The 23,275-nt window shown below is 29.6% G+C and carries 19 protein-coding genes and 1 other RNA gene; 10 read left to right on the forward strand and 10 right to left on the reverse strand.

Annotated features, from left to right (window positions below):
* Positions 1 to 8: 8 nt before the first annotated feature.
* The 3 genes from ES045_RS13975 to ES045_RS13985 all read left to right on the forward strand — a co-directional run bounded on the left by ES045_RS13975 (position 9) and on the right by ES045_RS13985 (position 2,516).
* Positions 9 to 197, forward strand: a complete 189-nt coding sequence (locus tag ES045_RS13975; RefSeq protein WP_147116897.1) for a hypothetical protein — start codon at positions 9 to 11, stop codon at positions 195 to 197.
* An 83-nt stretch (positions 198 to 280) separates the two neighbouring features.
* Entirely contained in the window at positions 281 to 1,420 is a 1,140-nt protein-coding gene (locus tag ES045_RS13980) for a hypothetical protein (protein ID WP_147116898.1), read from the forward strand.
* Complete coding sequence (locus ES045_RS13985) at positions 1,410 to 2,516, forward strand: nucleotidyltransferase family protein (RefSeq protein ID WP_147116899.1); 1,107 nt, start codon at positions 1,410 to 1,412, stop codon at positions 2,514 to 2,516. Before ES045_RS13980 ends, ES045_RS13985 begins: the two co-directional genes overlap by 11 nt.
* Here ES045_RS13985 and ES045_RS13990 read toward each other — a convergent pair.
* Positions 2,506 to 3,858, reverse strand: a complete 1,353-nt coding sequence (locus ES045_RS13990; RefSeq protein WP_147116900.1) for a UDP-N-acetylmuramate--L-alanine ligase — start codon at positions 3,856 to 3,858, stop codon at positions 2,506 to 2,508. The two genes, ES045_RS13985 and ES045_RS13990, sit on opposite strands and share 11 nt — an antisense overlap.
* A gap of 172 nt (positions 3,859 to 4,030) precedes the next feature.
* Here ES045_RS13990 and ES045_RS13995 point away from each other — a divergent pair, with 172 nt between their 5' ends.
* Both ES045_RS13995 and ES045_RS14000 read left to right on the forward strand, forming a co-directional pair.
* Complete coding sequence (locus ES045_RS13995) at positions 4,031 to 10,483, forward strand: MG2 domain-containing protein (protein WP_147116901.1); 6,453 nt, start codon at positions 4,031 to 4,033, stop codon at positions 10,481 to 10,483.
* A 108-nt stretch (positions 10,484 to 10,591) separates the two neighbouring features.
* Complete coding sequence (locus ES045_RS14000) at positions 10,592 to 11,071, forward strand: hypothetical protein (RefSeq protein WP_147116902.1); 480 nt, start codon at positions 10,592 to 10,594, stop codon at positions 11,069 to 11,071.
* Between the two features lie 55 nt (positions 11,072 to 11,126).
* Here the strand turns inward: ES045_RS14000 and ES045_RS14005 are convergent, their stop codons facing one another.
* Complete coding sequence (locus ES045_RS14005; RefSeq protein ID WP_147116903.1) at positions 11,127 to 11,636, reverse strand: DUF4136 domain-containing protein; 510 nt, start codon at positions 11,634 to 11,636, stop codon at positions 11,127 to 11,129.
* A 4-nt stretch (positions 11,637 to 11,640) separates the two neighbouring features.
* Positions 11,641 to 12,648 (reverse strand): M28 family peptidase, encoded by a 1,008-nt coding sequence (locus ES045_RS14010; RefSeq protein WP_147116904.1) that lies wholly within the window; start codon positions 12,646 to 12,648, stop codon positions 11,641 to 11,643.
* Positions 12,649 to 12,716: 68 nt separating this feature from the next.
* Here ES045_RS14010 and kdsA point away from each other — a divergent pair, with 68 nt between their 5' ends.
* Positions 12,717 to 13,535 carry a 3-deoxy-8-phosphooctulonate synthase gene (gene kdsA, locus ES045_RS14015; protein ID WP_147116905.1) on the forward strand — a complete coding sequence of 273 codons (819 nt, stop codon included), beginning with the start codon at positions 12,717 to 12,719 and terminating at the stop codon, positions 13,533 to 13,535.
* Positions 13,536 to 13,651: 116 nt separating this feature from the next.
* Positions 13,652 to 14,608, forward strand: a complete 957-nt coding sequence (locus ES045_RS14020) for a transglutaminase domain-containing protein (RefSeq protein WP_223267260.1) — start codon at positions 13,652 to 13,654, stop codon at positions 14,606 to 14,608.
* Here ES045_RS14020 and ES045_RS16695 read toward each other — a convergent pair.
* The gene (locus ES045_RS16695; protein WP_223267261.1) at positions 14,595 to 14,777 is read right to left on the reverse strand and encodes a hypothetical protein; all 183 of its coding nucleotides are present in this window, start codon (positions 14,775 to 14,777) and stop codon (positions 14,595 to 14,597) included. The genes ES045_RS14020 and ES045_RS16695 overlap by 14 nt on opposite strands.
* 232 nt (positions 14,778 to 15,009) lie before the next feature.
* Between ES045_RS16695 and ES045_RS14030 the strand changes: the two genes are divergently transcribed.
* A complete protein-coding gene (locus ES045_RS14030) occupies positions 15,010 to 15,582 on the forward strand; it encodes a hypothetical protein (protein WP_147116906.1) in 573 nt (190 codons plus the stop codon).
* Positions 15,583 to 16,116: 534 nt separating this feature from the next.
* Here the strand turns inward: ES045_RS14030 and ES045_RS14035 are convergent.
* From ES045_RS14035 to ES045_RS14045, 3 genes are all read right to left on the reverse strand, one after another.
* Positions 16,117 to 16,992 carry a mechanosensitive ion channel family protein gene (locus ES045_RS14035; protein ID WP_147116907.1) on the reverse strand — a complete coding sequence of 292 codons (876 nt, stop codon included), beginning with the start codon at positions 16,990 to 16,992 and terminating at the stop codon, positions 16,117 to 16,119.
* 75 nt (positions 16,993 to 17,067) lie between these two features.
* Positions 17,068 to 17,292: a DUF3820 family protein gene (locus ES045_RS14040; protein ID WP_147116908.1), complete on the reverse strand. Its 225-nt coding sequence runs from the start codon at positions 17,290 to 17,292 to the stop codon at positions 17,068 to 17,070.
* Positions 17,292 to 18,497 (reverse strand): NAD(P)-dependent oxidoreductase, encoded by a 1,206-nt coding sequence (locus ES045_RS14045; RefSeq protein ID WP_147116909.1) that lies wholly within the window; start codon positions 18,495 to 18,497, stop codon positions 17,292 to 17,294. The genes ES045_RS14040 and ES045_RS14045 overlap by 1 nt, the downstream gene beginning before the upstream one ends.
* Before the next feature lie 158 nt (positions 18,498 to 18,655).
* Between ES045_RS14045 and ssrA the strand changes: the two genes are divergently transcribed.
* Together ssrA and ES045_RS14055 are read left to right on the forward strand one after the other, a co-directional pair.
* Positions 18,656 to 19,049, forward strand: a transfer-messenger RNA (tmRNA) gene (gene ssrA, locus ES045_RS14050).
* Positions 19,050 to 19,748: 699 nt separating this feature from the next.
* Positions 19,749 to 20,834, forward strand: coding sequence for a glycosyltransferase (locus ES045_RS14055; RefSeq protein ID WP_147116910.1), 1,086 nt, complete (start codon positions 19,749 to 19,751; stop codon positions 20,832 to 20,834).
* On the opposite strand, the gene ES045_RS14060 is transcribed toward ES045_RS14055, so the two are convergent.
* The 3 genes from ES045_RS14060 to ES045_RS14070 are packed head-to-tail and all read right to left on the reverse strand — an operon-like array spanning position 20,835 to position 23,204.
* Positions 20,835 to 21,647, reverse strand: a complete 813-nt coding sequence (locus ES045_RS14060; protein WP_147116911.1) for a 2OG-Fe(II) oxygenase — start codon at positions 21,645 to 21,647, stop codon at positions 20,835 to 20,837.
* Positions 21,640 to 22,518 carry a glycosyltransferase family 2 protein gene (locus ES045_RS14065; RefSeq protein WP_147116912.1) on the reverse strand — a complete coding sequence of 293 codons (879 nt, stop codon included), beginning with the start codon at positions 22,516 to 22,518 and terminating at the stop codon, positions 21,640 to 21,642. Before ES045_RS14065 ends, ES045_RS14060 begins: the two co-directional genes overlap by 8 nt.
* Entirely contained in the window at positions 22,518 to 23,204 is a 687-nt protein-coding gene (locus ES045_RS14070) for a cell division ATP-binding protein FtsE (protein ID WP_147116913.1), read from the reverse strand. Before ES045_RS14070 ends, ES045_RS14065 begins: the two co-directional genes overlap by 1 nt.
* Between the last annotated feature and the right edge of the window lie 71 nt (positions 23,205 to 23,275).

A 23,275-nucleotide genomic window follows, 5' to 3' on the forward strand; every position in this document is an offset into this window, starting at 1 on the left:
GAAACGATATGAAAAAGCAGATACAAAAAACGCAAGATAAAGTTCAGGAAATTACGCGTAAAGATGCGCTTAAAAAAATAGGGTCTTATAGTAAATATGCAGCATTAACTGCACTAGGTACTTACATGATTTTAAATCCACAAAAAGCACAAGCACAAAGTCCAGGAGCTCCTGGAGCTCCAGGAACAATGTTTTAAGCACTTCAAATATATTTAAAAAAATACCTCAATTTTTGAGGTATTTTTTTTGTTTAAATAATAAATTGACTACTTTTATTTTTATGAATAAAGAGCATTCTATAGTACATAAAACGGTAGCAAATAAAACGATTGTTTGGTTTGAAAAATCGAATGAATATTTGGTATTAGAGAATACAACAGCAGATATTTTAGAAAGATTAAGTAAAGGTGTTTCTGTAAAAGAAATAGCAACCACATTAGCTAAAAAATTAGCAGTGCCTCTAGAAAAAACAATTGATTTTATTTTAGATTTAGAAAAGAAAATTTATGCTCCTAAATTAGTGAAAGAAACTACAATTATTAATGACTATAGAGATATAAAAAAACCTAAACAGTACGAGTTCACAAAATATTACAAGGTAAACAAACTTATTTTTAAGGTTCAATTCTCATCTGAATATGAATTGTATTTGGTACACCCTAAATTTGCACATTTAGAGGTTACAGATCCTAGCGATATCTCTTCTACTTTTACAGTTTTCTTAAATAATAATTTTGTTTTTTTTTATGTAGACAACGCTTTTATTGGTGCTTGGAATAAAGAAGAAATCCATTTTTTTCAAGGAAAATTTTCTATGGAATTGATTCAGAAAATTCATCAAAAAGAAGAAAGCGAATGGTTGGGTGTTTTTCATGCATCTGCAGTTTCTAATGGAAAAAAATCTATTTTATTTTTAGGCGATTCTGGCAACGGAAAAAGTACTTCCCTAGCGTTACTGCAAAGAAACGGTTTCACTTGCTTAGCAGATGATTTTGTACCAATGGATGTTCATAAAAAAGAAGTATATAGTTTTCCTGCTGCAATCTCGATCAAAAAAAATAGTTTAAAAACATTACTTCCACTTTATCCTGAATTAGAGAGTTCTGCAGAGTATCATTTTAAAAGATTAAATAAAGTTGTTCGGTATTTGAAACCAAATAACACGGATTTTAACGTGCATCTAACTTGTAACGATTTGATCTTTATAAAGTATGAAAAAGATGCGGATATCATCTGTAATGAAATATCTAAAATTGATGCTTTTCAACAATTAGTACCTGATTCTTGGTTGTCACCAATAAAAGAGAATGCACAAGTATTTTTAGATTGGTTTGATACTCTAAACTGTTATCAAATAACGTATTCAGAAAACAAAGAAATGATTGCAACTGTGTCTAAAATTTTTAATGATGAACTATAAAGAAAGCTTATTTTTCGTTGCAAAATGTTTAACTATTTCTTTAGAAGAAAAAAACAGAAATGAAATTGAAAACCAATTAAAAACTGAAGAAATTGATTGGGATGCTGTTGTAAAATTAAGTACTGCTCATTATGTTTTTCCTGCATTATATTGCAATCTAAAAAGAGCCGGATTTCTTCATTTTTTACCTGAAGAATTGGTGAATTACATGATTCATATTACCGATTTAAATAGGGATAGAAACACACAAATTATAATACAAGCGAAAGCGGTTCATCAACTTTTAGTACAAAATAATATTACTCCCATTTTCTTAAAAGGAACGGGGAATTTATTAGAAGGTTTGTATGATGATATTTCAGAAAGAATGGTTGGTGATATCGATTTTATCGTTGCTAAGAAAGACTATGAAAAATCTTATGAATTGCTTCAAAATAACAATTATAACAAAGTAACAGATGAAGGTTATAGTTTTCCGCAATTCAAACATCAACCAAGGTTAATTCATAAAGACAGAATTGCTGCTGTTGAAGTGCATAAAGAGCTTTTATTAGAAAAATATGCGCTCGAATTTAATTACAACCTTATCAAAGCTGATTCCCAAATAATAAACGGAATGAATGTGATGAGTTTTAAAAATCAACTGTCGCTATCTATCATCGCTAAACAAATAAATGATGGCGGAATTCACTACAAAAATATCGCTTTAAGAAATGCTTACGATGTTTTTTTACTGTCTAAAAAAACACCTGTTATCAATGCTTTTGATCATTTTGAAACATTAAAAAACCCTCTAAATTGTTTTGCAGCTTCTTGTCACATTGTTTTTGGTAGCGTACAATCTTTAAAATACGAAAAGACTAAAGAAACTGAGGCGTATCTCTCTAAATTTTTAAATGATTTAAAGCATCAAGAAAGAACGAAGAAAGAATACGTAAAAATAGATAGAAAATTATTTATAAAAACCAGACTGAATATTATTAAAAAATCACTTTTTAATAAAGAGTACAGACAGTGGTTAATGAATAGAACTTCAGATAAAAATTGGCAAAGAGAAAAATTAATTCAATTAAGAATTAAAAAAACTAAATCATAGTTTTCAATTCCTCTAAATCCAATCCACCATAATTACCAGAACTCATTAATAAAAGCGCTGTGTTATCTAAATTCTGACGATATAAAAAGTCTTTAAATTCTTGCGGATTTGTATAAATTATCAAATCATCTCTTTCAAATGCGGCAGCAATTTGTTCTTTGGTAACTTCTTCTAATTGTTTGATTTTTACAGCATCAGGAGAATAAAAAACCACTGCTTTATCCGCCGGATCTAACGCACCTTTGTACTCTGCTAAAAACGTTGCATTTAAACTAGAATATGTATGCAATTCTAAACACGCTAAAACGGTTCTACTTTTATATTGGTTTTTAACTGCTTTTGTAGTTGCTGCAACTTTACTTGGGCTGTGTGCAAAGTCTTTAAAAATTACAGTAGCTTTATTTTCTGCAATCTTTTCTAAGCGTTTGCTTGCACCGCTAAAACTTGCAATTGCTTCGTAAAAACCATCTTCATCTACTCCCATGTGTTGACAAATCCATTTTGCACCTGCTAAATTCTGAAGATTATGGTTTCCAAAAACCTCTAAAGGTAAGTTACCTTCTGATGTTTCTAAATACGTAATTCCGTTTTCTATAAAATGTTTTGGAGTTGTATAAGGGTATTTCTTAATATGATTTTCTGAAGATTCTACAACATCTTTTACAATTATATCTTCTTCATTGTAAATCATACTGCCTCCATGTACCATCGAATTTGTAAAAATTCTAAATTGATCTGTATAGTTTTCAAATGTTGGAAAAACATTGATATGATCCCAAGCAATACCACTTAACAATGCAATATTGGGTTTGTATAAATGAAATTTCGGACGCATATCTATTGGCGAACTCAAGTATTCATCTCCTTCTAAAACAATAAAATCGTTTTCTTCTGTTAAATGAACCATCGTTTCAAAACCCTCTAATTGTGCACCAACCATATAATCTACTTCTTTCTCATGGTAATTTAACACATGTAAAATCATAGAAGTAATGGTAGTTTTTCCGTGAGAACCACCAATTACAACACGTGTTTTATTTTTAGACTGCTCGTACAGAAACTCTGGATAAGAATAAATTTTCAATCCTAATTTTTGTGCTTTTAACAATTCTGGATTGTCTTTTTTCGCATGCATTCCTAAAATAATAGCATCTAAATCTGATGTTATTTTCTCTGGAAACCATCCAAATTCTTTTGGCAATAATCCGTATTTTTCTAAGCGAGATTTAGACGGATTGTGAATTGTATCATCACTTCCAGAAACTTGGTATCCTTTTTGGTATAAAGCGATTGCAAGATTGTGCATTGCGCTTCCGCCAATGGCAATAAAATGAATGTTCATTTGAGAAAATTTTAAAAAAGCAAAAATACAAAAGCTCTTTACAATATTGATTATATTTAGAACCAAACTCAATTAAAAAGTACTTTTATACACAAAAGGTGCCATTTTATTAATTTTTAATTGACATGCAACCTAATTTTGACATGCTTTGAAAACATTAAACATATTGATTATGAAAAAGACAACAATAATACTTTTATTGACCACCTTCTTTTCTTTAACCACAAACTCTCAAAACAACTTTGAGAAGCTTTGGATAGAAGTCGAAAAGTTAGAGGTTGATAATTTACCTAAATCGGCTTTAGAAATTGTTGAAAAAATTTATGTAAAAGCAAACAAAGAAGAAAATTCTCCTCAGATAATTAAAGCGCTTTTTTACAAAAGTAAATTTTCTTTAATTTTAGAAGAAGATGCACAATTAAAAGTAATTCATCAATTTAAACATCATATTTCTAAGAGTAAATTTCCTACAAAAAATGTCTTAGAAAATGTATTGGCAAATCTGTATTGGCAATATTTTACTCAGCATAAATACCAGTTTTACAATAGAACTGCCACAAAAAACAAAGTGAATTCTGGTGATTTTAGAACTTGGGATTTGAACACACTTTTTAAAGAAATTCAGTATTATTTTAATGCTTCTTTGGCAAACGAATCGAAACTTCAAAAAATAACTATTGGTGCTTTTCAAGAGATTCTTCAACTTCAAAAAGAGAATAAGACTTATAGTCCGACTTTATATGATTTTTTAGCAAATAATGCTTTAAACTTCTACAAATCATCAGAAACTTCTATTGTAAGACCTTCTTATAAATTCACCATTGATCATGTAGATTATATAAATAATGCCAGTATCTTTTCAACTATAAAAATCACATCAAAAGATCGTATTTCTTTACAATTGAATGCTTTAAAAACGTATCAAAAATTAATCAAATTTCACATAAAAGAAGGTAATAAAAATGCCTTAGCTGCAGTAGATTTAGAAAGATTGCATTTTGTAAAGAACAATGCAACCATCCGTAATAAAGAAGAATTATTTTTAAAAACCTTAGAAAACGCTAGAAAAAATAATATAGATCATGAATCTAGTGGTTTGTACAGTTTTGAAATTGCCAAAATACTACATCAAAAAGCAACTGAAACTCAAAACTCAATAGAAGAAAAAGACCGTTTTAAAAATAGAAAAGCGCTTGCCCTTTCTAATGAAATCATCAAAAAATTTCCAAAGAGTTTGGGGGCTAAAAAATCTGCAATTTTAAAAGCGCAAATTTTAGATACTTCACTTTCTATAAGAGCAGAAGAATACATTCCTATCAATACAAATTCTAGGGTTCTGGTTTCTTATAAAAACATCGATCAACTTTATTTTAGTGCGTATAAAATATCAGAAAAACAACAAATCGCTTTTAATAAAATCTATAAAAGTGAAGAGAAGGTTTCGTTCTTAGAAAAATTGCAAAAAGTAAATGCTTGGAAAACTACACTAAGAGATGAAACTGATTATTTAAAACATACTACAGAAGTACTTGTACCTAAACTTGAAGGTGGAGTGTATTTAATTCTAGCTTCAGAAAAAAAGGAAATTACAGATGATTCTATTTACGGAACTACAATAGTTCAAACGACTAATTTAACCTTGGTTACAAATACTTTTGATGATAGCTATAATTATCAAATTGTGGATAGAAATAATGGAAAGCCAATTAAAAATGCAGAAATCCATATTAAAAACCATAATACAAATCATAGATATAGCGCTCCGATAGATAAAACCCTAAAAACAGACAAAAATGGTTTTGCCTCTTTTAAAAGTACAAATCGCTATTCTAATGTAATAATTACTGTAACAACAAAGAATGATAAAGCTAGTTTCGGTAGTTCTTATATGTACAATCTTACCTCAAACAATAACAATAATATTGATAAAGAAACGACCATAAAAGCTTTTATTTTTACGGATAGAAGCATTTATAGACCAGGACAAATTGTTTATTTTAAAGCAATAGTCCTTCAAAAAGAACTAGAAAAATTAGAGGTTTTAAAAGACAAATTTATTGAAGTAACTTTAAACGATGTAAACAATCAGGTTGTAAAAACATTAGAACTAAAATTAAATGAATTTGGTTCTGTGGCAGGTGAATTTATGTTACCAAATAATGGTTTAACTGGAGAGTTTTCTATAGAAATTGATGAAAGTAGCAGTAGTAATAAAACTTTTTATGAAAATATAGATTTCGATAGTGGCTATATTTCATTCTCTGTTGAAGAATATAAAAGACCAAAATTTAAAACTGAATTTAAACCGATTACAGAAAGTATAAAAGTAAATGACACTGTTAAAATACAAGGATTTGCCAAGTCTTTTTCTGGTGCGAATATTACAGATGCAACAGTAGTTTACAGAGTTCATAGAAAAGTGCAATATCCGAGTTGGTATTATTGGAGAAGACCTAATTTTAATTCTGAAGCGCAAGAAATAATAAGCGGAGAAATGACTTCAGACGATTCTGGTGCTTTTTCTATAGAATTTAAAGCAATTCCCGATGCTTCTGTTTCTAAAGAAAACAACCCTATTTTTTCTTATGAGATTACGGCAGATGTTACCGATGTTAATGGAGAAACTAGAAGTGCTACAACCATTGTAAAAGTTGGGTACCATTCTTTGCTGGCAACTATTTCTATGGATGCAAACATCGATAAAAACCAGCAAGAAACGACTCTAAATATCGATACAAAAAATTTAAATGGCGAATTTGTTGCGGCTAATGGAACTATAAAAATCTACAAATTACAAGCGCCTAAAAATCCGATGAGAGAGAGACCTTGGTCTGCACCCGATTATCAAGATATTTCTGAAAATGAATTCAGAAAATTATTTCCTAATGATCCGTATTCAGAAGCAGAAGAAAATGAAGAAAATTGGAAAAAAGGAGCGTTGGTATTTACAAAAAGGTTTGACACTAAAGAGGCTAAAGAAATTCAGTTAAAAAATATGAAAAATTGGCTTTCTGGGAAATACATTGCTGTTTTAGAAAGTGAAGATATATTTGGGCAAGAGGTAAAAGATGAACAAAAGTTCAGTCTTTTTTCAACAAAAGAAAATCAAGTTTCAGACCATAAATTGTTTGTTATTCATACTAATAAAAATAATTATAAGGTTCATGATGTTGTAGAAATTCAAATTGGTACTGCTTCAAAAGACATGACAGTTGTTGTTCAAATTGAAAAGAACCATAAAATTATTGAAACTTGTTTCATAAAATTAAACAACAAGACAAAAACGATTAAAATTCCAGTAAACAAAAAAGATATTGGTGGTTTTGCAGTAAAATATCACTTTGTAAATTACAATTATTTTAAAAGCGGAAGTTTACTTATCAACGTTTCTGAAGCACCAAAAAGTAGCATCGCAATTGAAACGAATATTTTTAGAGACAAACTTCAACCAGGGTCTAAAGAAACTTGGAGTTTTACCATTAAAGATGATAAAAATGACAAAGTTGTGGCAGAAATGTTGGCTTCTATGTATGATGCCTCTTTAGATGAGTTCAGGTTGCACAATTGGCAATTCAATCCTATTTCAAATAAAAGAAGGTATTATTCTTACCAAACGAGTAACGCGAATCAAAGTTTCGGAATTAATAATTTTCAAATAAAAAATGATCGTAGAAATTACGCAAATTATCCATCTATAAATAATGCTACTTATAATTGGTTTGGATTTAGCTTTAATAATAACAGCTGGCTTAATAATAACTACAGGAATAAGTTAGTGTATAAGTTTAAACCTAAAAAAATAAAGGTTGCAATCAGAAAATCAGGAACATTTAATGGAACCATCAACGGTGTTATAACTGATGAATACAATGAACCATTGCCAGGAGTTAATATTTTAATTGGTAGATCTATAAACGGTAAGAACTCAGACTTTGACGGAAATTATTCTATAGAAGTTAAAAAAGGTGATATTTTAACTTTTAGCTACATCGGTTACACTTCTTTAGATGTAGAAATAGCAAATTTTTCTGAATTAAATATCGCTCTAAAAGAAGACTTACAATCTTTAGATGAAGTTGTTGTAGTTGGTTATGGAACTCAGAAAAGACAATCTCTAACTGGTTCAGTTCAAGTAGAAGAAGAAATGGAACTTGAAGAATCTGTGATTATTCCTTCAGAAAGTAATTTAGATGAAGTTGTAACTGTTGACAAAGTATCAGAGAAAAATAAAGAAATTTCTTTTGATGGAATTCAAGCACGTAAAAACTTCAAAGAAACTGCCTTCTTTTTTCCACAATTAAAAACAGATAAAGATGGTAGAGTAAGTTTTTCTTTTACAATGCCTGAAGCATTAACAAAATGGAAATTGCAATTATTAGCACATACCAAAGACTTAAAATCGTCTATTAAAACATTGCAAACCGTTACTCAAAAAGAATTAATGGTCGTACCAAATGCACCACGTTTTTTAAGAGAAGGTGATAAAATTACGTTGAGTACCAAAATTACAAATTTAACGAACAACCAATTATCTGGTGTTGCAAAATTAATTTTGACAGATGCAATTACAGGAAAAGAAATTGATGCTGATTTAGAAAATTTAACTTCAGCCAAAAAATTCACGGTAAATAAAGATAGTAATACTAGTGTTTCTTGGAATTTATCGATACCAGAAACAGTGCAAGCGGTTCAGTATAAAATACTAGCAAAAGCTGGCGATTTTTCTGACGGAGAACAAAACGTTTTACCCGTTTTATCTAACAGAATGTTGGTTACAGAAACTTTACCAATGTGGCTTCGTTCTAACGAAACCAAAACTTTTACATTAGATAAATTAAAAAACAATACGTCTTCAACTTTAAAAAACCACAAATTAACGTTAGAGATGACCTCGAACCCTGTTTGGTATGCAATTCAGTCTTTACCGTATTTAATGGAATATCCTTATGAATGTGCAGAACAAACCTTCTCTAAATACTATGCAAATACCTTGGCGAGTTTTATAGCAAATTCAAATCCTAGAATTCAAGAAGTTTTTAATGCGTGGAAATCTTCGGATGCTTTGTTAAGTAATTTAGAGAAGAATGAAGAGTTAAAATCGTTGATTATTCAAGAAACACCTTGGTTAAGAGATGCGCAATCTGAAACAGCACAAAAGAAAAGAATTGCCTTATTATTCGATTTAAATAAAATGAAGAATGAGCAAGAAAAAGCGTTGCACAAGTTACAAGATATTCAGTTGAATTCTGGCGGATTTCCTTGGTTTAAGGGCAGTCGCTACGAAAACACTTTTATTACACAACACATTGCTACTGGTTTCGGACATTTACAAAAATTAGGAGTTTCAACCTTTAATTCATCAACAACAGTAATGATTGAAAAGGCTGTGAAATATCTTGATGAAGAAGTCTTAGAACATTATGAAAAACTTTTAGAAAGAGCTGCAAGCATCAAAAATAAAAAAGGAAATAAGAAATATGAAGAATTTTTAGCACAAAATCATTTAAACTATTTTGCTATTCAGTATTTATACATGCGAAGTTTTTATGCAAATATTCCAATGAACATAAAGACAGCAAAAGCTGTTTCATACTTCAGTAATCAATCTGAAAAATATTGGAATACTTATAATTTATATGCAAAAGGACAAATTGCTTTATCACTTTTTAGAAATGATAAAAAAGCGATTGCAAATAAAATTTTAAAATCTTTAAAAGAAAATTCAATCACTTCAGATGAATTAGGAATGTATTGGAAAACGAATACAGTTGGATTTAAATACTACCAAGCACCTGTAGAAACACAAGCTTTATTAATTGAAACTTTTGCTGAAATAGAAAATGACAAGAAAACGATTGATAACCTTAAAATTTGGTTGTTAAAGAATAAACAAACCAATAGCTGGAAAACCACGAAAGCAACAACAGAAGCAGTGTATGCTTTGTTATTAAATGGAAGCGATTGGGTTTCTATCACAGAAATGGTAGATATTGAGATTGGAAATGAGAAAATTGAACCAACAAAATTAGAAAATGTAAAAGTAGAAGCTGGAACGGGGTATTTTAAAACTTCTTGGAATGGTGGTGATATTAAAAAAGAAATGGCAACTGTAACTCTTTCTAAAAAAGGAAACGGAATTGCTTGGGGAAGTTTGTACTGGCAATATTTTGAAGATTTAGACAAAATTACTTCCGCAGAAACTCCGTTAAAATTAAATAAAAAATTATTCTTAAAGATAAATTCTGATACCGGTAAAGAGTTACAAGAAATCAACAGTAAAACACAATTAAATGTTGGCGATTTAATTACAGTAAGAATAGAACTACGCTCAGATAGAGACATGGAATTTATTCACATGAAAGATATGAGAGCCTCTGGTGTAGAACCAATTAGTGTACTTTCTAAGTACAAATGGCAAGATAACTTAGGGTATTATGAAAGTACAAAAGATGCAGCAACAAATTTCTTTTTTGATCGTTTACCTAAAGGAATTTATGTTTTTGAATATGACGTTAGGGTTAACAATACTGGTGACTTTAGCAACGGAATTACTACGATACAGAGTATGTACGCACCGGAGTTTAGCAGTCACTCGAAAGGCGTTCGTTTAAAAATAGGCCTCTAAAATTTGGACAAAAAATATCTTTCATTTGAATCAATTTTTAACTTATTTGAGATCATTTATATCAAAGAATAAGTCTAATTTCGTTCTAGAAACAAATTAATATAAATTATGAAAAAAACACTTTTAATTATTGGACTTATAGTAGCTGGTGCATTTTCAGCAAATGCACAGAGTATATCTAAAAATGCAATCGGATTGCGTTTGGGAGATAATGATGGTTTTGGAGCAGAAATTTCGTACCAAAGAGCATTAAGTGGTAATAACAGATTAGAAATTGATTTAGGCTTAAGAGATAATAAAAATTATGATGGTTTTAAAGCTACGGGTATTTACCAGTGGGTTTGGAATATTGAAGGAGGATTTAACTGGTACGCTGGTGTTGGTGGTGGTTTAGGTAACTTTAGTGGTAAAGAGAATAATGATTCTGAAACATTTATTTTTGCTGCTGGAGATATAGGTATTGAATATAATTTTACAGATGCTCCAATTTTACTTTCTTTAGATTTAAGACCAGAAATTGGTTTTGGTGACACTTATTATGATAACTATGGTAGCGATATCGCATTTAGTATTAGATACCAATTTTAAATAGCATATTTTATACTAAAAGAATCCTCTAAATTAATTTTTAGAGGATTTTTTTTTACTTTTTTGGTGGAAATTGCTCTAGAATATCTAGAACCACTTTCTTTAAATGTGTTTCTCTTTCTTCTGGCGTTCTGTTTTCTTTAAATACAGTGTTTAAAGAACCTTCCCAAAATAACTCGTTTGTTTTAGCTTCGATAAACTTAATAATCAGTTTTTCATTTAATTTTTTACCACCAATTGGTATTCCTCCAGAAATTCCTACGCCTCCGTTTCCAACACCAATTCCTATGGTATTTTTATGCTGACTTTCAACTGTCTTTGTATCAAAATAAATAAAAAAATCAGGCGATTTATTTTGTTTTAAACCTACCTTCTCTAAGTTTTCTTGAATGATTTTAGTAATTCTTTTTACATCAAATTCATTTAAGTTTTCTCCATTATCTTCATACAAATCGAAAGTTTTAAACTTAGAAAAATCTTCTTTAGCATTATAGTCTGTAATTACTTTAGAAAAAGAAGAACAACCTATTATAATAAATAGAAAAATAAATTTAATCTGTTTCATAAGACTATTTATTTTCTTTGATAACTACTCTTGTAGGTGTGTCTTTTCCGTTAATAATACTTTCTGTCCCTTTTGCTACTGCTTGTATTGTTTGCGTAACCACTGTCATATTTAAGGTTTCTGCTTCATCTGAAACTTGATGATAGTCTTTGTCTACATCTATTGGCGTTGTAGAAAAGGTATGAGAAGGTACGCCCAACCTTGCTAAAGATGCATTGTCTGATCTAAAAAACAAATTAAATTTCTTATAAGGGTCAGGAAATAATTGATATCCTGTTCCTTTTAAATTTTTCTGAATAATAGTTCCAAAATCTGAACGTTCAAAACCTGTTAACCAAGCCGTATTAGGTCCGAAACTTGGTGTTTTACCAATCATTTCTAAATTAATTCCCGCTACAAATTTACTCGCATCAATTCCTTTACCGAAATGAGTAGAGCCAATTAAGCCCATTTCTTCTGCAGTAAAAGCTGCAAACACAATGGTTCTTTCATGACCAACTGTCTTAAAATACGCAGCCAAAGCCAAAACACCAGCTACACCAGAAGCATCATCATTTGCACCATTGTAAATTAAATCTCCTTCTCCACTCTGCTTCATTCCTAAATGATCGTAATGTGCAGAAATTATTACGTATTCGTCTTTTTTACTTTTCCCTTCTAAAACACCCAAAATATTACTAGAAGTAATGTCTTCTTTGGTTCTTCTATCCTTAAAAGTGAATGTTTGTCTGTAATTTTTTAAATCGCCAAAAGTAGATAAACCAATTTTTTTATATTCATTTTCTATGTAGACTGCTGCTTTTTCAATTCCTGGGGTTCCAGATTTTCTTCCTTCCATATCATCATCTGCTAATGTGTACAAATGCTTTCTAACTGTGTTAGAATCTATTAACATTATATTTTCTGAAGAAGTTGTTTGCGAAGAAACACTTTTTTTTGTGGATGAATTTTTAGCACTATCACAAGAAATTATACTTATTGAGGCTAAAATTGCTACGATTACTTTTTTCATTCTATTTGAGTTTTAAAAGCATAAATATAGCTAAATTAATTTCGTATTTTTGTTGAAAATTCTAACAAATGATTTTATCTGAAATTCCGAATATAAAACACACAGACGCTAATAACTTTTTCTTATTAGCAGGACCTTGTGCTATTGAAAGTGAAGAAATGGCATTAAGAATTGCTGAAAAAGTAGTTTCTATTACCGACAAGTTAAAGATTCCTTATATTTTTAAAGGAAGTTTTAAAAAAGCAAATAGAAGTAGAATTGACAGTTTTACAGGAATTGGAGATGAAAAAGCACTAAAAATTTTACGTAAAGTTTCAGAAACTTTTAATGTACCAACAGTTACAGACATTCACGAAGTTTCTGATGCTGCAAAAGCTGCAGAATACGTAGATGTTTTGCAAATACCTGCGTTTTTAGTACGCCAGACAGATTTAGTAGTGGCTGCTGCAAGAACAGGAAAGGTGGTCAACTTAAAAAAAGGACAATTTATGAGTCCGTCTGCGATGAAACACGCCGTGCAAAAAGTTAAAGATGCCGGTTCTAATAAAGCGTGGATTACAGATAGGGGAACTATGTTTGGCTATCAAGACATGATTGTAGATTTTAGAGGAATACCTGAAATGCGAGAATTTGCACCTACAATTTTAGATGTTACCCATTCATTACAACAACCAAATCAAACTGCAGGAGTTACTGGAGGAAGACCAGAAATGATTGAAACAATTGCGAGAGCTGGAATTGTGAATAATGTAGATGGTTTGTTTATTGAAACACATTTCGATCCTAAAAATGCAAAATCTGACGGTGCAAACATGTTACATTTAGACAATTTAGAAGCACTTTTAACAAATTTAGTTGCCATTAGAAAAACAATTAATAACTTCTAAAATTATATTTAACCCTATATAAACCATTCAAATTTAAAAGTTTGAATGGTTTTTTTTTACATTAAAAAACTGAAATGCACAATAATTGTTTGGTTAATGTTGTTTACCTTTTTAATATGATACAAAAAACCTTATTGCTACTCCTCCTTATAACAGCAACAACTCAAAGTCAGAATTTTAATAAAGTTGATTTTCTCGTTTTAGAATATCCTGCGTTTTCTAAAGTAGAAGATTTAGCTTCCAGAATTAAAGAAGATTTTTCTACAGATGAAGAAAAAGTACGTGCTGCCTTTTTTTGGTTGACAACAAACATTCGATATAATTTAAAAGAATATTACAATCCTACCGATAGAACCTTTCATTTTAGGTATGCTAACGAGACCGAAAGATTGCAAAAAATTCAGGCAGCTAAAGATAAAATTGTGCATACCGCTTTTAGAACAAAGAGGGGTGTTTGCGAAGAATATGCACAATCTTTTAAAAAAATATGCGATTTACTAAACATTGAAGCCGCTGTTGTAACGGGATCTGTTAGAAACTCTGCTGCCGAAATTGGCAAGCCAAAAAGAAGCTCTAATCATGCTTGGAATGCTGTAAAATTACATAAAAAATGGCTTTTGTTAGATGCTACTTGGGCTGCTGGTTTTCAACGAAACGGAAAATGGACACAAAGATTTAACCCCTATTTTTACGACATTCCAAAAGAGAAAATTTTTAAAACACATTTTCCTGATGACTCAATTTGGATTCTACGTTTTGGAAGAATTACCATAGAAGAATTTTACAACCAACCAATTTACGGACAACAATTTCTTGCTTCTAATGCTGCGTTAATTTCTCCTAAAAACGGAATTATATCCATAGAAAAAGGTGGGAATATTGAGCTAATATTTAATAATCTAGATAAAAAACATCAAGTTATTTATAATTTCAAAGGAAATAAATACGCTAAAAAACCTATTTTTAAAACTGAAGGAAAGACCACCATTTTAACCATTATTAAGCCTCCTAAAAACGATGAATTGTATGTTTATTTTAACGGACAAACCGCATTAAAGTTTAAAATAAAGTAGTTGTTTTCTTTTGTAAAAAACCTTTCTCTTTAAGTTGATGTGCTTCTTCTAAAACCGACAATAATATTTCTTCATTAATACCATCAATCTTAAAATAACGCAAAGATTTTACCACTTTTCTATTTTCTATAATTAAGAATTCATTGTGTTTTGCTAAATGTGCAGACACCTAAAAAACAACAGCTACAAATCCTTTCTTTTTAGAAGGATTTAAGTGAAAATGGTTTTTCATTTAAACTGCAAATCTACTTCCCGAAAAGTAGTTTCGATTAAAATCTGCAAATGCAATAAAATAGATTCGAATGATTCTGGCTGATTTAAAATGTATTCTTCTGCTGGCTTCATTATTTTAAATAAAACTACTTTTCATTTTTGTATCTTTACGAAAGTTATAAAAAAATATGGTTAAAAATACAATTTTACACGATAATTTTGAAGTCAATTTTACTTTAAAAGGATTTACAAGCATACTTATTGGCGTCTATTTTTTCCTTTTAGCGTATGCTTACAAATATATATTAGATAGTTTTTTGATTGAAGATCATGCGTTGGGCTTACTATCTATACAAATTATTGAGATTATCTTCATTTCTTTGGCTGGTGTTTTTGTACTATTTTCTTCTCTTTCTATGTTTTTTAGTGGCAAAAGAAATGTAAATAGGTTTCAACAACAATTATGGAATGGTAAAACAAAAGCTGCCGTTAGAAAGTACTTTACAGGAATACTTATTATTTTTTCTATTCTAATTATTCTGATGAATCAGGGATTAATTGATTTTATTACTCCCTCTTTTTTAATTTTATACGCACTATTTCTATTCCTTTTTAAAAATAACGCACGTAAAAACCTTCTTTATTTAAGCGGTTTGTCTTTACTTTTGGGGATTTACTGTTTTGTAATTCCAGGATATTGGTATTCTTCCCTTACTATTTTAGCAATTGCACATGCTACGTATGGTATTGTAGAGAGATAATTTTAATAGAACAAAAGAATTACAAGAGCGTTTCTAGTATCTATTAAAATACTCTTAAAAACAACTTCCAATTTCCTATCTTAAATTTTGGTTTCACATATCCTTTTGGAACATTTTCTGGTGGAGCAGTTATAAAATCCGCATCTCTAATCTGTTAAAATGTGGAGACAATATTATAAGATACGAGCATCGTATAATTAATTTTGAACACTTTCATGTACTAAATAATAGATTACCGCGCCTTCTTATAGATTCTTAATGTGACAGTTAACTTGATAATTAATGTAAAAATTATCTAAGGTTTTCACCAAAACAAAAGGGTTCTGCTTTTCTAGAATCTAATCCATGTTTTTTGCACCCTTAACTAAAGTTTGTATCACTTTTCCAATAGTTACATCATAGCCAAGTATTACAGAAATATGTAAAGTTAGCTCCATTTTTTCTAAAATTGCAACTCAAAAAAAGATGCCCTTTAAAATTATGACATCAAAAAAGATGACGAATGGATGATCTAAGTATCATTAATTATGTAAATTAATTTTTAGGAAAAGCAGTAATTTCAAAAGCCGCAGAACCAACTTCAATTCTTCCTTTAGAAGCTTTAATTGCAGCTAAAATCTTATCAAACAAAATAGATTTTGTCCCTCTTCTAGATTTATAGTCTACCACATATCTCAAGGTAAAAGTCATCCAGTTTTCATCAAAAACCATAGAAACCATCGGCTTTACTCTTGCATTTTCTATGCTGTAAATCCCTATGAGTTTGTCCCATGCAACTTGAGACGTTTCTGCAAAAGCACCAACTTCTTCTTCTAGAATTTTTTCAAAAATTTCCTTTGCATATTGATAATCTCCTGCTGTTTTTAAAGGAACCGTTATTTCATCCCAAAGAAAAGGAAAGTCGCCAGAATAATTATAAACAGGTTCTTTAAAAACAAAACTGTTCGCAACTCTAACCATTTTACCATTGTATAAATCGCCATTTACCCAGTCTCCAATTTCCATTAAAGTGGTTCTTAATAGTCCTATATCTATAACATCTCCTTTAATACCACCTAATTTTACTCGATCACCAACTCTATAGAAATTACTTGTAAAGACGGTAATATAGCCTGCTACACTCACAATTACTTCTTGTAAGGCAAAAGCAATACCAGCACCAGCAACACCTAAAGCAGTACCAATACCAGAAAGTTTGGTATTAAAAATATATAAGATTCCGAAAACAAATAATACATAGCCCAGAAAATTAATCATTTTTCTAAACTTGTACTTAGAACTATTGTCTTTTGCGACTCTAAAAGTTGCTTTTTGTAAAATTTTTACAATTACATAGACAATTATAAAAAGAAAAAATATAGATGCCGATTTTGTGAAAATCGGATTATTTACCAACTCATTTATATTCATTTTTTGTTAGCAAAACTATAGAAGTTAGATAGTTTTCTAGAAACAAATATATTCTATTTTATATGGAATGAAGTATTAAGTATAATCTTGCCTAATTTTTCTAATAATATCTTCTAAACCATTCAATTGAAGTTCGTAGACCAACTCCATTTGTTTCCCTAATTTTCCATTAGGAAACCCTTTTGTTTTATACCAAACAATATAATGCTCTGGTAAGTCTATTAGAAATCTACCTTGGTATTTACCAAAAGGCATTTTCATTTTTGCTAAATCGATTAAAAACTGTCTATCTTCCATCATTATTCTTTCCCTTCAATGTAGTCTTGTAAATATGAAAAACGTTCTGTAAGCTTTCCATTTTCAGTCATTTTAGCACGTTCTAAAACACCATCTTTATCATTATTAAAAAAAGCTGGAATTACATTTTCTAAGAACATTTCTCCAAAGCCTTCACTAGCATCTTTAGGCAATTCACAAGGTAAATTATCTACCGCCATAACAACAATAGCTTCTTTATCCTTGTAATGAACCTCAGATTCTGTGTTAGGATTATAACCATAGATTGGATCTGCAATTGTAGAAGCTCTTAATGTAGAAGCAACTGGCCCATCTACATCACAAGAAATATCAGCTACAAATTTAATCTTAAAATTATTTGATTTTGCATCTTCTCTCGTGAATAAATAGGGTGCACCATTTCCATAAAAATGACCTGCAATAAAAAAATCTGTACTTTTTGCAAATCGCATAAAATCTGAAATATATTTTTCAGGATTATTATAAAAATCAGAATTATCTATAATTTCACCGTCTACACGTTTGTTATAATCTAAAACATCTACCAAACAGTATACAGGTTCATTAAAAGATTGGGATAAATAATCATCTACAGAAACTTGCTTGATACGCATCGCATCTAACATTTCTTTTGCCCCATAAGCTACTTTACCGTTTCCTGTTAAAAGTATTTTTAAGGCAGGTAATTTTATTTTATGCAACGCTGCAATTAACTCTTGCTGACTATCTAATATTTCTGCTTTAGGTAAATTGAAGGATTCATTTTTCAATCCAATTGCTCTAAAACCATTGTAAGCACCTACAATACCTGCATAACGTCCAAAACCAATTAAACGTGCACCATTCTCTTTAGTAATGGTTTCGTGGTCATACAATTCGATGTTTTTTTCTAAAATTGCGTTTAATAAATCTCTGTTATAGGGTTGTTTTTTAATCGTATGACTAAAGAAAAAGTATTTTTTATTATTGATTAAAGCATCAATCGGCACCTCTTTTACACCAAATAAAACATCACAATTAGACATGTCTTCTGTGACTTCTATACCTGTTTCTTTATATTGAGCATCAGAAAAAACTCGAATAGGAGAACTTTCTACAACAATTTTAGCAGCAGTAAATTTATCTTTGAATTCTTTTAACTTTCTTGGAGAAAAAACAACTCTTCTATCTGGTGGATTTTTACGCTCTTTTATAATGCCAAACTTCATGTTTTTCTATTTTTATATGGTACTGAAACAGGCTCAGCGTTAATGGAATAATATTTCCTCGAAGATATTAGAATTTATTACGATAAACAACTGTATTTTTTATACTTTTGCAAACGGTATTTTTATTTTATTAGAGAAAAATACTTCTTTGACATTATGGGGACGACTGGTTTTGACAGCAAGGTCAGTGAATTTGTAAGCATATCGAGTTATGAAATAACACTCGTAAAACCTAATTTCAACTTTTTAAACGGCGAAGATAACTACGCTTTAGCTGCATAATCCGAATTATAGTAGGATTGGCCTCGGCACACTAGGTGTGCAAGCTTTATGTCCACGAACAGCCTTGATTTACGGCGTTTCACTTTTGGATATCGTAAAAGTAAATATAGGAAATCTGGTACTTTGACGGGTTTCTGAAACTAAAGAAGATAAGTTAAAGGTGGATTGTTCTTAATCAGCCTTTGATCGAAAATTAAGAAAGAACTAAATATGTAGAAAGCTTCTTGGCTGCTTGTTTGGACCCGAGTTCGATTCTCGGCGTCTCCACTTTATGACACCTCAACTCATTGCTAATCAATTTGTTGAGGTTTTTTTTTAATCTTTTCTATTCTCTTTTTTATAATTATTGATGACAATAAAAAAGGTACTCTAATATATTTAACTTTACATTCATAGCATTTATAAATCCTTGTTCTAAAAATATTTTTTAAAAGCGAACCACTAGATATTCTTTTCTTAGAACCAGATTTACAAGAAGGACATTTACTCATAAGTATTGTATATTTTGCTGTTAAACTAAACTTATTTTAAACTTTAATATTCAATTAATAACTAGAATTATATCGTATAATTCTCTTTTTTATGATAAAATCTAAAAACTAGAAAAAACTCCTTTCTGCTTTAGCGAAAAAGTGTTTATAAGAGGTGAATTCAGTATGAAGTTATATCCTAACGCAATCTTTTTCTATAACTAGAATAAGAAAAACAGTATTACCGTTTTATTTGAGAGATTTAGTAATATAATATTATTGTTATTGTTAAAGTTCACAACAATTATATCAAATATAATTATATTTCTTACATAATTAACGTTAATTTAACATAAATTATTAAAAAAAGATTGTCCTTTAGCTTATAAGTACAAAAAATCAACAACGGTAAAAATGAAACCAGTTATTTATTTTTTGAAAAGCAAAAATAAACTACAATTAAGTTTATTGTTTTTATATTGCACAAAACCTGTTTAATTTGGAAAAAATTATCGTTACAGTTACCAATGATTTATATACAGACCAAAGAGTGGCTAAGGTTTGTGATACTTTAGCTGATAATAATTTTAACGTTTTATTAGTTGGGAGAAAGCTACAAAATAGTAAAAAATTAGATCGAAAATATCAAACCAAAAGGATTCGATTACTTTTTAATACTGGATTTTTTTTCTTCGCTGAGTATAATTTTCGACTATTCTTCTATCTATTATTTACAAAAAAAGACATATTACTATCAAATGATTTAGACACTCTGCTACCAAATTACTTGGTTGCTAAAATTCAGAGAAAAAAAATAGTTTTTGATAGCCATGAACTTTTTTCAGAAATCCCAGAACTAGTAAACAGACCTAAAGTAAAAAAAGTTTGGCTTATTCTAGAAACATGGCTGCTTCCAAAACTACAAAACAACTATACTGTTTGCAATAGTATTGCACGCTATTATAAAAACAAATACAACAGCTCTTTTGAAACCATTATGAATCTTCCCACTAAAAAAGAATTGAAATTAGGTCACTTTCCTTTTGAATCTAGTGATAAAAAAATAATTTTGTATCAAGGTGCTATTAATGTTGGGCGTGGTTTAGAAAATTTAATAGAAACAATGCACTTTCTAGAACATCATCTTTTGGTTATCATTGGAGATGGAGATATTTACAACATCTTAAAAGATAAAGTTTCTTCAGAAAAACTAAATAATAAAATTATTTTCTTAGGTAAAATTGCTCCGGTTGATTTACATAAATTAACACCACTTGCAAATTTAGGTGTTAGTTTAGAAGAAGATTTAGGTCTTAATTATAGGTTTGCTTTACCTAATAAAATCTTCGACTATATTCAAGCTGAAGTACCTATATTGGTTTCTAACCTTCCCGAAATGAGCGCAATCATTAAATGTTATAAAGTGGGAGAAATTGTAAAAAACACTAATCCGAAAGAACTAGCCAAACAAATTGAAGAAATTTTAAACAAGGATTTTTCCAAGGAACTTAAACTAGCGAAAGAGATTTTAATTTGGGAAAAACAAGAGCCCAAATTACTATCTATATTCAGCAATTTAAAATAACTATTTTTTATATTGATGCGGATTTTCTCTAACTCCTTTTTTAAAAACACTACGTATATTAGAACGCAGAACATTGTCTAATCTTAAGAAAAAATCTTTTACTTTTTCGGTAGACCTTCCTCTAAAAGTTGTTACATGAAATGTATCTGAAGTTAAAATAGGTGTACTTGAAAAATAGTAATTAGACACACAACACCTTACTCCCTCTTTTACAACTTTACTCACAGAATGCCAAGAATTCTGGTGCGTTGTCATCACTACCAATCTATTAAACCTACTTTCTAAAGTAGTTTGCTTTTGTTGCAACCCTTTTTGCCAAATTTCTAAATTACCTCCATTTTCTAGCTTCCAATTTGGGGTTACATAATAAAGTAGATTTAAAACACGCCACCTGTTTCTATCTTTATCATGAGAATTGTCTAAATGCGGATTCAGATAACTATCTTTTTTCATTAATGATAATCCGCCAGCATACAAATATTCGTCACCGTAAACTTCCTCCAATTCGCAAATTTCAGACACCAATTGTATTACTCGTTTATCTTGAAAAGCATAAATTACTTCCTCTAAAAAAGGATGATACGAATCCATTTGATACGCCGTGAATTTAAATTCTCTTAAATTCTTCTTTTTTACCGCTTCTTTTGTTGTTGGAAATTTTTTATGAATATCTAAAGCCAAATCTTCTGGCAGTAAATTATCAATAAAAAAATAACCAATAGTTTCTTTAGATTTTAAAAACTGAGCTTTTAGAACCTCTTTGTTACTATTTAAATTATCAAAAATAATCTGTGCTATTTCGGTTCTATTCATGCCTCGCTTTTAAGTGACACAGATAACTTACTTTCAAACAATTTAAAAAGAAGACAGATGAATTATTAATTGACAGTTTTTCAAAATAAGGATAAAGCTTACTAACTATTCTAGTCATTTTAATTTTAGAAAACTTACCAACAAGTTTTAAGATAGGCAACTCTTTTTCTGTAATAAATTCATTATCTTCAATAAAAACAAGGTTTTCCATAGCTTTTTTGGTTTTCGAAACAAAAAGAGTATTTTTATCTAAGCCTAGATGATATACTTCATTCGAGAGATGCTTGATAGTGAATTTTTTCTTGATTAAATCTAGAGAAAACAACAGATCTTCTCTACCATATTGGGTTAATTTTTCTTCAAAAAGTACACTCTCAAAAATCACTTTTTCAATTAAAAAATTAGAAGTAAAAAAATACTTTTTAGCATTTTTTATCCTCTTTTCTAGAGGAATTTCTTCGTGCTTTTTACCGTATTTATAACGTAACAAATTAAAATTTTCTTTTTTATTTTGATATAAAATTCCACCACAAAAAACAGTTTTTTCTTCTTTAATACAAGCGATGTATTTTTTGATAAAAGTAGCGTTTGCAGGAAGTACATCTGCATCTAAAAAAAGCAACCAAGTATAGGATGCCTTTTTTGCTAATAAATTACGAATTGCACTTCTACCGATATTGTGCTCTAAACTTTTAAAACTACTAAAAGAAAATTTATTTATCTTTTCATTTTTATTGTTTAAAGATGAATTAGAGCCATCATCTAGACAAATAATTTCAAAAATTATATTTTCTAAAGTTAATTGTTGATGCATTTCCTCCACCAGAAAAGAAGCATTGTAATTATATGTTGGTATCAGTACAGAAAGCATTAAAGAGTAGCTTGTTGGGCAACTTCAAACAACTCACCGCCTTCGCATTTTAATGTTTTTTGTTTAAACTTTACAATTAACGGATAATCGTGCGTTGCCATTAGAATGGTTTTTCCGCTTTTATGAATTTTGTTTAAAAGCTCCATCACTTCCATAGAAGTTTTCGGATCTAAATTACCGGTTGGTTCATCTGCCAAAATTAATTCGGGGTCATTTAAAAGTGCTCTTGCAATAGCAACTCTTTGTTGTTCTCCTCCAGAAAGTTCAAACGTTTTTTTATAATATTGAGATTTTAATCCCACTTTATCTAGAACTTCGTGAATTTTATTTTTCATAAGTTCTTTATCTTTCCAACCAGTTGCTTTTAGTACAAATTTTAAATTATCGAAGACGTTTCTGTCATTTAATAACTTAAAATCTTGAAAAACAATTCCTATTTTTCTTCTTAAAAACGGAATTTCCTTTTCTTTTAAATTTTTTAAATCAAAACCTACTATACTTCCAGTTCCTTTTTGCAAGCGTAAATCTCCATACAATGTTTTCATTAAACTACTTTTTCCACTTCCTGTTTTTCCTATTAAATAACAGAAATCACCTTTATTAATGGTTAAATTCACTTTAGAAAGCACTAAATTATCTCTTTGATAGATGTCTGCATTTTCTAATTGTAAAACAAGATTATTCATAATATTACGTAGTTTCTACAAACTTAAAAGTTTTAGATGATTTCTTTACTATGAATTGCTAACAATTCTTA

Source organism: Polaribacter sp. IC073 (genome assembly GCF_007997075.1).
Classification (GTDB): Bacteria; Bacteroidota; Bacteroidia; order Flavobacteriales; family Flavobacteriaceae; genus Polaribacter.